This window comes from Eudoraea sp. (assembly GCF_049669105.1).
Classification (GTDB): Bacteria; Bacteroidota; Bacteroidia; order Flavobacteriales; family Flavobacteriaceae; genus Eudoraea.
In genome coordinates this window covers 1-15,219 of sequence record NZ_JBATKE010000134.1, presented here as the reverse complement: position 1 = coordinate 15,219, position 15,219 = coordinate 1, and the positions used below count along the sequence as shown (strand labels likewise).

The 15,219-nt window shown below is 37.3% G+C and carries 14 protein-coding genes and 1 pseudogene; 14 read left to right on the top strand and 1 reads right to left on the bottom strand.

Features of this window, described 5'->3' with window-relative positions; genetic code table 11:
* Positions 1-107 precede the first annotated feature (107 nt).
* Positions 108-788: a hypothetical protein gene (locus WBM60_RS11290; RefSeq protein WP_424264002.1), complete on the top strand. Its 681-nt coding sequence runs from the start codon at positions 108-110 to the stop codon at positions 786-788.
* Between the two features lie 17 nt (positions 789-805).
* On the opposite strand, the gene WBM60_RS11285 is transcribed toward WBM60_RS11290, so the two are convergent.
* Positions 806-2,194, bottom strand: coding sequence for an FAD-dependent monooxygenase (locus WBM60_RS11285; RefSeq protein WP_424264004.1), 1,389 nt, complete (start codon positions 2,192-2,194; stop codon positions 806-808).
* A gap of 282 nt (positions 2,195-2,476) precedes the next feature.
* On the opposite strand from WBM60_RS11285, the gene WBM60_RS11280 reads away from it, so the two are divergent.
* The 13 genes and pseudogenes from WBM60_RS11280 to WBM60_RS11220 all read left to right on the top strand — a co-directional run.
* Positions 2,477-4,438 carry a prenyltransferase/squalene oxidase repeat-containing protein gene (locus WBM60_RS11280; RefSeq protein ID WP_424276440.1) on the top strand — a complete coding sequence of 654 codons (1,962 nt, stop codon included), beginning with the start codon at positions 2,477-2,479 and terminating at the stop codon, positions 4,436-4,438.
* Between the two features lie 146 nt (positions 4,439-4,584).
* A complete protein-coding gene (locus WBM60_RS11275) occupies positions 4,585-4,761 on the top strand; it encodes a hypothetical protein (protein ID WP_424264008.1) in 177 nt (58 codons plus the stop codon).
* A 190-nt stretch (positions 4,762-4,951) separates the two neighbouring features.
* Entirely contained in the window at positions 4,952-7,987 is a 3,036-nt protein-coding gene (locus WBM60_RS11270) for a WD40/YVTN/BNR-like repeat-containing protein (protein ID WP_424277948.1), read from the top strand.
* Between the two features lie 38 nt (positions 7,988-8,025).
* A complete protein-coding gene (locus WBM60_RS11265; RefSeq protein ID WP_424264036.1) occupies positions 8,026-8,775 on the top strand; it encodes a class I SAM-dependent methyltransferase in 750 nt (249 codons plus the stop codon).
* A 52-nt stretch (positions 8,776-8,827) separates the two neighbouring features.
* Positions 8,828-9,703, top strand: a complete 876-nt coding sequence (locus WBM60_RS11260; protein ID WP_424264034.1) for a 3-keto-disaccharide hydrolase — start codon at positions 8,828-8,830, stop codon at positions 9,701-9,703.
* A gap of 80 nt (positions 9,704-9,783) precedes the next feature.
* Positions 9,784-10,239 carry a DUF4440 domain-containing protein gene (locus WBM60_RS11255; protein WP_424264032.1) on the top strand — a complete coding sequence of 152 codons (456 nt, stop codon included), beginning with the start codon at positions 9,784-9,786 and terminating at the stop codon, positions 10,237-10,239.
* A 9-nt stretch (positions 10,240-10,248) separates the two neighbouring features.
* Positions 10,249-11,235 (top strand): NAD(P)-dependent alcohol dehydrogenase, encoded by a 987-nt coding sequence (locus WBM60_RS11250; protein ID WP_424264030.1) that lies wholly within the window; start codon positions 10,249-10,251, stop codon positions 11,233-11,235.
* 192 nt (positions 11,236-11,427) lie between these two features.
* A complete protein-coding gene (locus WBM60_RS11245) occupies positions 11,428-11,931 on the top strand; it encodes a hypothetical protein (RefSeq protein ID WP_424264028.1) in 504 nt (167 codons plus the stop codon).
* Between the two features lie 63 nt (positions 11,932-11,994).
* The gene (locus tag WBM60_RS11240) at positions 11,995-12,600 is read left to right on the top strand and encodes a DUF502 domain-containing protein (protein ID WP_424264026.1); all 606 of its coding nucleotides are present in this window, start codon (positions 11,995-11,997) and stop codon (positions 12,598-12,600) included.
* A 204-nt stretch (positions 12,601-12,804) separates the two neighbouring features.
* Positions 12,805-13,587, top strand: coding sequence for a hypothetical protein (locus WBM60_RS11235; RefSeq protein WP_424283087.1), 783 nt, complete (start codon positions 12,805-12,807; stop codon positions 13,585-13,587).
* 160 nt (positions 13,588-13,747) lie between these two features.
* Complete coding sequence (locus WBM60_RS11230) at positions 13,748-13,924, top strand: hypothetical protein (RefSeq protein ID WP_424264022.1); 177 nt, start codon at positions 13,748-13,750, stop codon at positions 13,922-13,924.
* 79 nt (positions 13,925-14,003) lie between these two features.
* Positions 14,004-14,720, top strand: a complete 717-nt coding sequence (locus tag WBM60_RS11225; RefSeq protein ID WP_424264020.1) for a DUF6090 family protein — start codon at positions 14,004-14,006, stop codon at positions 14,718-14,720.
* Positions 14,721-14,996: 276 nt separating this feature from the next.
* Positions 14,997-15,219, top strand: a pseudogene (locus WBM60_RS11220) (peptidase S10); the annotation flags it as partial.

Here is a 15,219-nt window from a genome sequence, read left to right as displayed (position 1 = left end):
GAAATTAAACTCCTGTTGGCAATAAGAAATTTGATAAATACCAGAATAAAAAAATAGCTACTTTATAATTTTATATAGTAACGAATTGAATTTTAAATTTTTATACCATGAAAAAAGATTTCGAAACTAAATTTACAGCTTGGGCATTTATTTTTGCAGCCATTTTATTATGGGGTGGTTGGGCACTTCGACCACATCATATAGGCGAGTATATTGTTGCATCAGACTTTGCTGCGATTAATGAAGATTTGTGGTATTGGATATGGATGTTTCGGTTTCATATTTTTGGTTGGGTAACTATGGCGATAGCTATTTTTGCTTTAATATCAATTACTGCAAAAAAACCTTATAGGGTCGTGCTGTTGCCAGGTGCAGGAATGGTAGTCATAGGCACTATGACATTGGCTATAGCATCTGCGTTTTATTATAATTTCGGAGCCTGGGGAGTAGGACAGACCATGGGTAAGTCGGCTGCTGAAATTCAGGAATTCATGGATAATATACTTTACACAAACCAATATGTTACCTGTTTTGTGCGATTTGGGCGCATCTTTTCCGGAGTTGGCCTGGTACTATTAGGTTTCGGATTTATAAAATGGAAAATTGTCAACCCATTGTTAGGATGGTTTACCGCACTATTGGGTCTGGCCGCAATGGCCATCATTATGGGTATTCCTGATAATTTTGAAATCTACAAACCCGTTTTTCATGTGAAAGTCATATGGCTTGCAATGATGGGTATTGCAATTTTATTAAAAGGGGTTAATCTTCCGGAGACGAAGTCCTGAGAAATAATTGTCTTATTCTATATAATCCGGTTTAAGGCTTCCAGCATTAATTTATTTCCCGCATCCGGTTTTTCGGAAAGGAGTAAAGGAGTAATAATTCCAACTGCATCCTTTACCATAGTAAGGGATTCGGTAACAACCACTCCCGACTTTTCAGAACTTACTTTTAATTGGGTTCCATATCGGGCCATCGCTATAAAATGATTCAACAATAACTTCTTGTCTTTGTTGAGTCCTGCAAGAATAGAGCAGGTTTCTTCGGCATATTTATCTCCCCTGCTAACGTATTCAAAAAATGCTTTTCTTAAATCAGGATTATAAACAACCCCATAAAGACCATCCGCCAATATATTTGTAGTTTGAGTACCTAAATGTCTGGTTTCATAAAACTTTTTAACAGCGCTTCCTATTTGCCTGCTGTTACCAAAATCTGCAACCTTACCCAGATTATCACTCAACCTCAACACATCATTAAAAGCAGCGGTCATTCCCCCGCCTGTTAAGGGATGCCTCATATTTAATGCATCTCCTAAAAGAACAGCACCCCCCTTTTTAATTGGGTTTGCCGGAAGTCTGTGATTGGGAAAAGTCTTGAACTTCCCTTCTTCTACTGAAGCTACAAATGCAGACCTTGCAGATTGGGGTATTGCCTGTTCAAATTCTTCCAAAAGGAATTTCTTAAAATCCCGACCCAACCTGGGAGGTTTCTCTCCTTTAAAATCTATTAATACCCTCCAGGCATTAGAGGTAACCGGATAAATAACCATTGGGGGATGGTCGCCCATAACAAGATGTCCATGGTTAGCAAAAGGTAGCTCACAATTTTTTAATAAAAGCCCCAGGAAATATCCGTTAACTTTCTTTTCCGGTTTGGATAATTTCTCGCGAAAATTAGACAAAGGGCCATCTGTAACAATAGTCAGATGTGCATAAATATTCTCTTCAATTCCCGTCTTTCTGCATTTATAAGTAACTCCCGTTATGGTGTTTTCTTCTTCAATTAATTGGGTAACCGTACCTTCGATGACCCGAATATTAGGTTGAGCCAAAATATACTTCCTGATATTCTGTAAAAACGCCCCATTTCTGAAACCGTAACCACATGGTTCACCGTTTTTATTTGGATAAGGAATAAGATAATCCCGTTCTTCATAAATAATATCATATCCATAAACTGGTTGTGCATCAATATTTTCAATAAATGAGGTAAAACCCATTTCCTGAAGCTTCTGGACCCCTCCCGGCTGCAATAATTCACCTATAATAACATCTCTCTCGCTCAGGTCTTTTTCAACAACCACAATATTTTTGCCCATTATGGCTAAATTGGCCGCAAGAGTGGCACCAGCAATTCCGGCACCGACAATAAGGGCATCTACTTTATAATTTATTCCGTTGTCTGACATTTGTCTTTTATGGATAACCCTAATTTATTTTTATCTTATTTCACTTAAAAAGAAAGCGTAGTAAGAAGATTACATTTCAAAGATATTGCTTTAACAGCAAAACTTAAAAGTTTGAATTCATTTTATTAGCCTAAAGCCAAAATCTGTATTTCTAATTTCTCCTATTAAAAATTTAATTCGATTATATTTACCTGATCATTTGTAATACCAGTACAATAGATCATAATCCTTATACTGTAGCCAATAATTTAAGAGTTGTAATTTGAAATATGTTATCTGATAATGGTCATTCCTATTGATAAAATTGAACAAGCTATTCAAAAAATTTACGGTTGGATGGCTGCAAATCAAACAGAAGAAGGTACCTGGCCTGTACCATATGACGGGCCCTTTTTTCTCTTGCCCCTATACATTTTTGCCCTTAGAATATGCGGCCGGCCCATAAGCAAGGAAACCAAAACAAAGATGGGAAGATACATTCTTAGACATCAAATACCGGATGGTAGTTTTGGAATACATCAGGAATCAAAAGTAGGCACCATTTTTACCAGTGTAATTAACTATGTTGCCTTGCGCTTTTTAGGTCATCTCCCTTCAGAACCACCACTCCGGAAGGCTTTAACCTGGATTCACGACAATGGAGGACCTTTGTATGCAGCGAGCTGGTGTAAATTTATCTTATCATTTCTAAATTTGTATTCTTATAAAGGGGTTGCTCCTGTACCCCCCGAGCTCTACATGCTACCCAGCTGGTTTCCCTTTCATCCCCGTAAAATTTCCGGTTATGTGAGGATCATTTATTTACCCATGTGCTACTTCTATCGCGAACGGCTGGCGATAGAACCAGATGAACTAATACTGCAGTTGCGAAAAGAATTATACCTCCAACCCTATGAGCAAATTAATTTTGCCAAACACAGAGGGACTTTTGCCGAAACTGATAATATATTTCCGGAAACAAGAATTTTTAAAATTTCTATGTGGTGGATTAAAAGAATAGATCCTCTCATCCCTAAATTCATTAAAAAGAAGGCACTGGCACTCGTGTATGAACACATAGAATATGAGGATGAAAATTCTTCTTTTATTAGGCAGGCCCCTGTAAATGCGGTATACAATACCCTGATATATCATTTCAAAGGCGAGAAAGTGAAACTGGAAAAGTCCTGGGAAAAACTACCATTATACTTATGGGAAAATGAAGATGAAATATTGATGCAGGGTTTTACTAATACGTATACCTGGGATAATGGATTCTATCTACAGGCCATGGGTAAGCAATGTACTGATCCATTGTTAAAACCTTTAGCCCTGAAAACACGAAAATTCCTACTGGATAATCAGGTGATGACGGAACTTAAAAACCCTTTTAAATACCATCGACTTCCAAGAGAAGGGGGTTGGACGTTTAGTTACCTGGATAATGGATGGGTAGTATCGGACTGTACCGCTGAGGCTGTTAAAGCACTGCTGGAAACAGAAGGCTTAGGTGATGAACCATTGTCAGATGAACGGATAAAAAAAGCCATCAGTTTTATAATGCTACTCCAGGGAAAAGATGGAGGATGGACAAGTGTGGACAAAGCAATAGGAAGCCCTAAACTAGAGTGGTTTAATGCAGCAAATGTATTTGTGGATATTATGGTCGACCATTCGTATGTGGAGTGTACCGCCAGTATTATTCAGTGTTTCGTTCAAATAAAACATAGCAGGCCACATTTGTTTACCTCTGAAATGGAAAATGCTATGGAGCGTGCCGTTAAATACCTGTTGAAGTCTCAATATAAAGATGGCAGTTGGGAAGCCCTTTGGGGCCTTTGTTTTACCTATGGAATTTGTTTTGTTGTGGAAGGACTGACTATGTATGGGATGAGTAAAGACCATCAGGCAATACAGCGTGCATGTACCTACCTATGGTCTAAACAAAAAGAAGACGGTGGTTGGGGGGAAGCACAGGAATCTGCCCTTGCAAGGCACTATATCCAGGCAGATGCCAGTGTGGTGGACCAAACGGCCTGGTGCATACTCGCATTATTAAATGGGGGTTATGCTGAAGATCCCCGGTTAATTAAAGCAATAGACTGGCTTATTGGCCAACAACGTGAAGATGGAGACTGGCCGGTGCAACCTATGAGTGGGTTGTTTTATAAAACAACCATGGTTTCTTACAGGAACTACAAACGTTATTTCTCACTATTGGCATTGAAGAAGTATAGACAAGAACTAAACCATAAAATAGCGTAAACCTCTTCATTTTTGTTGCCTAATTAATCTCGCATAATCAAGGAAATTAGTATCTTATCAATCCTATAACACACTTTTGGGCTTAAATCCAAGGCAGTAATCAGAATTCTAAAAAGGTTTAATCCGAAATTATTTACTTTCTCAAAATGAAACAAAAAAACAAAATAGGAGTTGGCATTGCCCTTGGCGCCGGAATAGGTGCAGCAATTGGAGTAGCTATGAAAGAAATAGCAACCGGTGTGGGAATTGGTGTAGCCGTTGGAGCAGCAATTGGAGCTCTAATGGATAAGAAATCAAATAAAGAGAATACTGATAAAAAATAATAAGCCCAATAGTTGTAACTAAATTATTTTACAGGCAATAAGTTGGTGAAAAATATGGAGACCTAAAGAACAAGACAACAAAGTCATCTGCTTATAATCATCAAAAGTAATTGGTAAATTGACCAAAGGAATTTATCTTACGGGCCTTTAGTAAGATAATCCTGTCTTGCTTAAAATACCATAATACCATATGATAAATATCAAATCCTTATCTATAGCCGTTGGCTTTTCTCTCCTAACCACAATATTCTTCAAACTTCATTCTCAGGACTTTTCATCCTTAGAATACCGCAATGTCGGGCCATACAGAGGCGGGCGAGTGACAGCAGTTGCCGGGATTACTTCCCAACCCTCCACTTTCTTTTTAGGAGCCACAGGAGGTGGTGTATGGAAAACGGAAGATTACGGCACCTCCTGGTATAATGTTTCTGACGGTTTTTTTAAGACCCCATCGATTGGGGCTATTGCGGTTGCCCAAAACGACCCAAATATCGTCTATGTGGGAACAGGGTCAGACGGCTTACGAAGTAACCTGATTGAGGGTAAAGGCATGTATAAATCGATTGATGGTGGTAAGACCTGGGTAGAAACGGGATTGTCTAGCGTTGGGCAGATAGGGGCTATTCGCATACATCCTGTTGATCATAATATAGTATATGTTGCCGCTCTGGGACGTTCCTTTAATTCAAATCCTGAAAGGGGTCTCTACAAAACTACTGATGGGGGCAAAACCTGGGATAAAATTTTATTTATTTCCAACAAGACAGGTATTTCCGATATAGAAATGATGCCAACCAATCCGAATATCCTTTATACAGCTGCATGGAAGGCCGAAAGAAAACCCTGGACCATAATAAGTGGGGGAACTCCGGAAGAAGGGGGCATTTATAAATCTATCGACGCAGGAAAAAACTGGACCAAAATTGAAAGTGGTCTTCCTGCAAAACTAATCGGTAAAATAGACCTTGAAGTTTGTCCGGCAGATTCTAAATTGCTTTATGCATTAGTTGAAGCACCTGAAGAAGAAGGTGGGCTGTATATTTCTGATAATCATGGTGAAACCTTTCAACAAGTATCTGACGAGAAAAAAATACGCACAAGACCTTTTTATTACACGAACCTGAAAGTAGATCCACAAAACCCGGATGTTATCTATAGCATGGCCACAGATTACATGAAATCCGTAGACAGGGGAAAAACCTGGTCATCACTTTCCGTTCCGCACGGGGATAATCACGATATGTGGATCAATCCTGAAAATTCAGAACTATTTATTCAAAGCAATGACGGTGGGGCAAACATAACACATAATGGAGGTAAAAGCTGGTCTACACAATTCAACCAGCCTACTTCAGAAATTTACCAGGTAGAGGTAGACAACCAATACCCTTACTGGCTTTACGGTGGGCAGCAGGATAACTATTCCACCATTGCAGTACCCAGTATGGCGCCATATGGAATCCAGGCAGCCGGAATTGGTTATATTATAAATACAGGTGGTTGTGAAACCGGACCGGCGGTACCTCATCCAACAAATCCTGATATTGTTTACTCCAATTGTAAAGGCCGATTTACGGTTTTTAACAAAAAAACCGGAACGGAAAAATCATTTTACGTAGGAGCCTCAAATATGTACGGGCATAATCCAAAAGACCTTCAATTCAGATTTCAGCGGGTATCCCCTATTCTGGTTTCCCCTCATAATCCAAAAGTTATTTATCATACATCGCAATATGTTCATAAAACTACCGATGAAGGTAAAACCTGGAAAACCATTTCCCCGGACCTCACGGCTTTTGAAGCAGATAAACAAGTGATTTCGGGAAGTCCAATTACGCGAGACATCACAGGTGAAGAATTCTACAGCACTATATATGCCATCCAGGAATCGTCTATAGAGGAAGGACTAATTTGGGTAGGTGCCAATGACGGTCCTGTTCATGTTACACGTAATGGAGGTAAAACATGGAAAAACGTAACTCCAAAAAACTTGCCCCCAGGAGGCAGGGTGGATGCCGTTGAGCCTTCGCCACATAATCCTGCTAAGGCCTATGTTTGTGTGCTTAGATATCAGTTAGGCGATCGGAAGCCTTATATCTATAAAACCGAGAATTATGGTGAATCATGGCAATTGCTTACACCGGGTACTAACGGTATACCCAAAGAATACTCTGTTAGGGTAGTTCGCGAAGACCCAGAAAAAGAAGGTCTTTTGTTTGCCGGTACAGAATATGGGGTTTTTGTTTCATTTAATGACGGAGCAACATGGATGGCATTCCAACAAAATCTGCCCATTACACCAATTTCCGATCTAAAAATTCATAGAGGAGATTTGGTTTTGTCAACTATGGGTCGTGGATTTTGGATCTTAGATGATATAAACCTACTAAGACAGGATAATTTAGTGAATATCAAGAATAATATATTATTCAAATCCAATTCTGCAATTCGATATAGAACCCCTTCCGGGGGCCGAACAAGTGAGTCCCCAAAGTATCCTAAACCCGGGTTAACCATTGATTACTTCTTACAAGAAGATATGAGGTCTCTATTAAAATTGGAAATTTTAAACGAAAGAATGGAGGTTATAAATACTTACATTAGCGATACTACAGGGATTTCAAAAGATACTGTAAAACGGAATATGAGTACAGAATTTCTTAATTATCAGGTAACTGATAAACTATCGGCAAAGAAAGGTTTCAATCGGTTTAGATGGGATATGACGACAACTGGCCCATGGAATAAGAAAGTCGAAGACCGCTATAAAAATGGTATTCTTGTAAAGCCCGGAATATATATGGCAAAGCTCACAATTGATGAACAGGTGTTATCGAAATCCATTCAAATAGCTATTGACCCTAAGGTTAAGGCTTCCGGAGTCGCTGAAAAAACAATAAGTGATCAGGTAGATTTTCAAATAAAGGTACGCGACTTATTAAATAAGGCATTATTGCTGGTCAATAATTTGGAAATAGAACAGGAAAATTTGGAGAATAAAGAGAAAGTAACCGAAGCGGATAAAACGAAATTATCAAAAATAAAAATAGTACTTGAAGAATTAAGAACAAAGGAAGGAATTTATGAGCAACCAATGTTGACGAGTCAAATCAAATATTTATACAATATGATGAATGAGGCCGATCAGGAGATTGGACAAGACGCATTGGACAGGTTTGCTGATTTGCAAAGCAAGTTTGTAGCCATTCAACAAAGTATTAACTAATGGTTTTAAATAGAAGAACATCATAAAAAAACGCCTCTATGAACATTTTTAAAAAACTCAAAACCTACAATAAACACGGACGACGAGTTGTAAATGATCCATTTCACAAAAACACCCTTGAAAAAACTAAGTTAGAACTCACCAAAACACCCCAAAGAACCAAGGTGATCAATTTTTTATTATCACTCTTTAAAAGTGAAACTTGTTATTTGGAAATAGGCGTACGAAATCCGGGGGACAATTATAACCACATAAATGCGGACACAAAGTATAGTGTAGACCCTGGTCTGGAATACAAGGCAAGTTCAATAGATTTTAAGATGACCAGTGATAGTTTCTTTGATAAATTAAATAATAATGAAATCCTATCTAAGGATATTAAGTTTGATGTCATTTTTATTGATGGTCTGCATCTGGCAGAGCAAGTTGATTTAGATATTAAAAATGCATTAGACTATATAAAAGACGATGGTTTTATAGTGTTACATGACTGTAACCCCCCAACGGAATGGCACGCAAGGGAGGACTATGATTACAAGAATTCTCCGGCACAAGGCTATTGGAATGGCACTACCTGGAAAGCTTTTTTAAAATCACGATTTAATCCTAATTTAAATTCCTGTTGTATTGATACGGACTGGGGTGTGGGTATTTTGTCTAAAAAACATCCTATAGGCGACAGCATAAAGAATACCAATCCATTTTATGAATATAAAGTTTTTGATAAAAACAGAAAATCAAGTCTTAATCTAATAGGTTTTGATGAGTTGAAAAAAATTTTAGCGTAATCTGTAGAGTTTTTGTTACCGAAACTTTATCTTCTCAAATAATTTCCTTAAGATGAAAATTTTTATCCCTGTCGTTCTGCTCATTCTCTTAGTCTCATGGACGTATCTTAATATAGGTAAACAGGACAGCAACTGGATTGCACTCTGGAACGGAAAAGATCTTACCGGATGGCATACTTTTTTAGGAACGCCTTACCAATCTAAAGAAGATGATACAGGAAATAAAATAATACCATTTGGAGTTGATCATGATCCTTTACAAGTTATAAAAGTTGTGGACACAGATCAAGGGAAGGCCATCAGGATATCAGGAGTAGCATGGGGTATGATTTATACCGAAAAAATATTTCAAAATTATCACTTAAAACTTAAGGTAAAATGGGGTGAGGACATGCACATCCCAAGGGAGAATGGTCCACGCGATAGTGGATTACTTTATCATGGGAATGGGGAACCCGGCTCAGAATTGGCATATCCCTGGATGAATTCGCAGGAACTTCAAATACAACAGGGAGATATGGGTGATTATTGGCCAGTAGGTGATACAGAAATAGATATCCCTAGTGTACGATTTAAAGAAAATTATTTTATTTACAAAGAGAATGCAGACTTACGAACGTATTATCTGGCGACCATTTTAAAGAAAGCAGTACATGATAGCTTGGCAAAGCGGCGTGTATTTAAGGCACTTGATGCCGAAAAAAAATATGGGAAATGGAATGAGATAGAGCTCATTACAATGGGCGACTCCAGTATCCATATTGTTAATGGAAAGGTAGTTATGCGTCTTTTTAATTCCAGAAAAATGAGTAATAAAGAGCCACTAAAATCCGGTAGAATTATGATTCAATCGGAAGGGGCTGAAGTCTTCTATAAAGATTTTTATTTGAAAAATATTACGGAGATTCCCGTCGAATTCAAAAAATAAAATATGAGGAAGTAACGGAGTTGAATTCTTAATTTCCAATCAGATTAACAGCTTTGAAATATCCAAAAAAAGAGCAAACAATGAAAAATATTTTGATCCTCCTCCTTTTGTCAAATTTTGTAATCACTAACCTAAGTGCACAGAAAATTGCTCCGAGTAAAAAACAAACAAAAGACATTCACTCCTTAATTGAGGACTACTCCAAAGCCAGAGAAAATAAGGACACAGTGCTACTAAGTTATATTTTGACAGAAGATATAGATCAATTAGTATCTTCAGGTAAATGGAGAAAAGGTAAAGAAGAGTCCATGAAAGGCATGCTACAAAGTTCAGTAAACAATCCTGGTACAAGAACCCTGATTATTGAAAATATTCGGCTTTTAAATCCTCAGAATGCAATTGTAGATGCGCGATATGAAATTCAAAACCCAGAAGGAGTTACCAGAAAGATGTGGAGTACTTTTATAGTTATAGCTATTGAAGGTGAGTGGAAAATTAGTGCAATCCGGAATATGCTGCCTGCCGGACAACAATAGATTCAATAAATGAAAGCCATTGTTTACACGCAATACGGATCCCCGGATGTTTTACAAGTTAAAGAGGTCCAAAAACCTGAACCTAAGGAGAATGAAATCCTGGTAAGGGTCAGAGCAACCTCTGTAAATAGAACAGACTGTGCTAACCTAAGGGCAAAACCATTTATTATGCGGTTTACTATGGGTCTTTTTAAACCTAAAAAGATTATTATGGGTACTGAATTTGCCGGCGATGTGGTGAAAGTGGGTAAAGCTGTAACTACATTTAAAGAAGGAGATAAGGTTTTTGGGTTTGACGATAGTGTTTTAAGCTCTTATGCAGAATATCTGGTTTTCCCGGAGAGCAAAGGTGTTTCAACAATGCCTGAAGACTTCAACTATCAACAGGCTGGTGCTTGCCTAGAAGGTGCTCATTATGCATACAACTTCATAAACAAAGTTAAACTCAAAAAAGGCCAAAAAGTAATGGTCAATGGGGCCTCCGGAAGTATTGGTTCCGCCACTGTTCAACTACTCAACTATTTTGGGAACCAGATCACCGGGGTATGCAACACCAAAAATATAGAATTGGTCAAATCTTTAGGAGCAGCAAAAGTTATCGATTATAGCAAAGAAGATTTCACGAAAGATCCGGGAAAATATGACTACGTTTTTGATACTGTAGGCAAAAGTACTTTTGGTAAATGCAAGTCCTTATTAAAACCGGGCGGTGTATATATCTCCTCTGAATTGGGGCCCTGGTCCCAAAACCTCTTTTATTCGCTTATTTCTGCTATTTTTGGCAGCCTTCCGGGCCAGGCTGGAAAAAAAGTAAAATTCCCTTATCCGCCGAATATAAAGCGAAGTGTACTCCTGGTAAAAAAACTGGTTGAAGAAGGTGATTTTAAGTCCGTAATAGACAGAACTTATCCCCTTGAAAAAGTAGCTGATGCATTCAGGTATGTGGAAAAAGGTCAAAAAACAGGAAATGTTTCAATCCTTGTAGGGCATAACTGAGAAATGTAACAATTCAATCTATCACTTCCTTGAGGCTGGCCTTCGGTTACCATAATACCTACTGGGTCTCCATGAAAACATGTCGCTTATCCTATTCTCCCCTGGGTATTTGTAATGCCTCTGGGTTATTACTTTGGGGAACTTTATAAGCCAACAGTTAATTCCTCTATTAGAGTTAAAAGATTATGGCAATTGGGAATTGGTATCACCTTAGCATTTTTTGTATTACGCTTTATAAATATTTATGGAGATCCCTATGCATGGTCTATTCAAAAATCTTTTGTTTTTACGGTCATGTCATTTTTAAACGTGACTAAGTATCCACCATCCCTGATGTATTTATTGATCACCCTCGGACCTTCTATAATATTCCTGGCTTTGGCGGAAAAATGGAAGGGTTTATTTTTTGATAAATTAATTACCATTGGCAGGGTACCAATGTTCTTTTACATTATTCATATTTACATCATACATTTACTGGCATTGATAGCAGCTGTGCTTACTGGCTTTAAGGCTTCTGATATGGTCATTGACTTCTGGGTAAACGAGCAACCCGAACTACAGGGATATGGCTTCAGTCTCTGGGTGGTTTATCTTGTATGGATATTGCTTATCATAGCATTATACCCCGTATGCAGCTGGTTCAATAAATACAAGAGTAATAATAGAGATAAATGGTGGCTTAGTTATCTTTAGATAAAAATTTACAAAATTGAACTTATAATTTTTATATTTCGTACTGATACAAAAATAGCTCTTATGAAAAATATTACGTCTTTTATTAAAACAACTCTGATTGGAGGATTGTTTTTTGTAATCCCCCTTGTATTGCTTGCTTTAATTATAGGGAAGGTTCTGGATGTTTTTCGAAAATTAGTTGCACCTATCGCGGATAAAATTCCCATTGAAGTAATCGGCGGAATTACCATAACCAGAATAATCGCGTTACTTATACTTTTATTGGTCTGCTTTATAGCTGGTTTATTTGCCCATACAAAAAAAATAAAAGAGTTGAGGAAATGGATTGAAACTAATATTCTTTCGCATATACCTGGTTATACTTTGTTAAAAGGTATGACCGAATCTGCTGCAGGAATTGAATCTGATGATTTAAAAGATGTCGTCCTGGTAAATATAGAAGAAGTCTGGCAGATTGGTTTTTTAATGGATAAAATTGATGACGAATTGTGTTCTGTGTATATTCCCGGTGCTCCAAACCCAATGTCCGGGGATGTTTTTTTCGTCAAAAATGAACGCCTTAAAATACTGGATTTACCAGAGTTAAGTGCAATGAAAATATATAAAAAATTAGGTTTGGATGCCAAGTCGGTTCTTAAAGGAGTAATCAATAAATCTTCGTTTTAGATAGAAGCTATTTGGTTAAGGTGAAGTATTTTTTATCTGCTATTTTTTGATCAAAAAAGCGGCATTATCCTTCTATTTCTAAAATTTTATCATTTATTTTTATTTTTGGATCAACTTTAGTTTAAGTTTAAAAAATATCAGGTTTCCTAAAGCAAAATCTAATTAAATCACAATCTTTGCTCATCATAATCAACTTAGAAAAATATGAATAACACCCCTTTGGAATCGGTCCCGCTTTATGTCATCTATATTGGTCTTTTTGTTTTACAATTGATGGCTTTTGAAATTGGCTATCAGATTACGAGGCGTAATAAAAAATTTAAAGAAGAGGTGGAACCGGGCACCCTGTCACCCATGGTAGGTGGGCTTATTGGCGTACTTGGGTTCCTACTGGCTTTTACATTTTCAATTGCCACCTCACAATATACCCAACGCAAAGAATATGTGCTTGAGGAAGCGAATGAAATTGGCACCTCCTACTTAAGGGCAGACCTTATTGAAACGAAAAACAAAATCGAAGTAAAAAAATTATTGAGGGAATATGTTGACGTACGCCTGCAGGCTTTAAGCAGCATAGATATTAATAAGGAGCTCACCAGATCAGTTGAGTTGCATCGTCTTTTGTGGAATGAAGTAACGGAAGCTGCCCTGTTTACACCCAATACGAATACATCTCTGATGATTCAATCGATGAATAAAGTTATTGATGTTCATGAAAAACGGGTCACCTCAGGATTGCGGAATCGGATTCCTCTTAGCATTTGGATAACACTTCTGGCCATCTCGTTAATGACCATGGCTACAATAGGTATTAAAGCAGGTTTTACAAAACCGAGGGGTTTAATTGCGGTTATTCCCATGATAATGGCCTTTGCTGCACTAACTACACTTATTGCAGATATTAACCGTCCTCAAAAAGGCTTATTTAAGATAGGGCAACAATCAATGATTTCACTTCAGAAGAGTATGGATAAGGACCTTAAATAAGCAAGGATCCGGCTTATTCGTATTTTTTACTAAGCACTATTATTTGGTCCCTTATTTATGCCTTTTAGCGGCTATCTCCTCCAGCTTATATCATGACAAAAGTCATAGTTCATCTTTTGTTAAATTTTTACCTTTTGAGATCAATTCAAAAAGCAAAATAATGGCCGCCGATAAAAAGGATAAGAGCTCATGGGCAATCGGAGGAACTACGCTAATTGGCTTAGGCGTAGGCCTGTTTTTTCTTCAAACCTCACCTATATGGTTCGTGGCATGCTTGATTACAGGAATTGGATGCGGTTTGGTTATTACGGCACTTTTATCATCCAGAAATGCCTAGAATAATTTAAGCTGGATGCCCTTTCCAATGCCACATCCAAACTCTGACTAGCCGGTTTAGAGCTATAAATAATATCTGAATGATTAATTTTTTTAGAAAAACAAGGAAGCAGTTATTTAGCGAAAACAGGTTTACCAAATATCTGTTCTATGCCATTGGCGAGATTATTTTGGTAGTCATCGGGATCCTGATTGCCCTGCAAATCAATAATTGGAATAACCGGCGGGTAGAAAAGGAAGAGGAAAAAAAGTCTTATCGGAATATTAAACGACAGATAGAAGATGACAGGAAAGAACTTACCGACGTTAAAGCATTTAATAACTATTTCTCGGATACTTATAAACACGCTAACGAAATTATAAGGGCAAAGGATTATACTAAATCAGATTCACTAGCCCTAATTGCTATGGGATTGTCACAATATTCCGATTTTAATAGTAGCGGAAATATTTATGAAACCCTCGTTAACAGTGGAAACCTAGAGCTCCTTAAAAACGATGAGATAACAAGTTTAATTCAGCAATTGGAAACCACCTATATATTTGCGAACAAGCTGGAAACTGTTCATTGGGAGATTATAATTAATGAATTATCTCCTACTTTAAAAGGCGTAATTAATTTTGATGCTTTTAAAGCTGTAAAACCGGAAAAGCTTTTTGAAGTGGAAATGCAAAATTTTATTGTTGAAAGTATTTATCTGACCTCGGCAAAAGATTCGGTTTATAGCAGAGCAATCCGAGAAATAGATACCATTGTCAGTTTAATAGATACTGAGTTGGGCACTGCAAATGACTAAAATTAGTGGTCTGCACTTTAGAAATTCTTTGAAGCATACATTAAAATTACCCTGAATATTCACAGCTTTATAAAAAGGTTTAAATAAAACTAAAACTGTCTCCTTCATTTACTATCTTGGAAACTTCAACTCCAGGAAATGGTGTAAAGCTATTATTTGGCTTTCTAAACAATAGTGCAATCTTAAAAAAAACACACTTAATTGAATCTAAATTGTACCCTAAAAAATATATAAATTATAACTCAGTTAAAAAAAGTATTCCCAATTCTTTTGCTATTGCCATTGTTTTTTCTGAAGGCTCAGGAAAAAAAAGAAGACAGCCTGTCTGTTCCGGAGGCCAAATCATTTGTTACAAAACATGAAATCATCAATGGTGGAAAAACCATCAGATATATGGCAACGGCTTCTGAAACCTATTTAAAAAATGAGAAGGATAAACCAGTAGCATCTATCTGGTCTGTTGCTTATACCCAGGAAGGGATAAGCGATTTTACAAAAA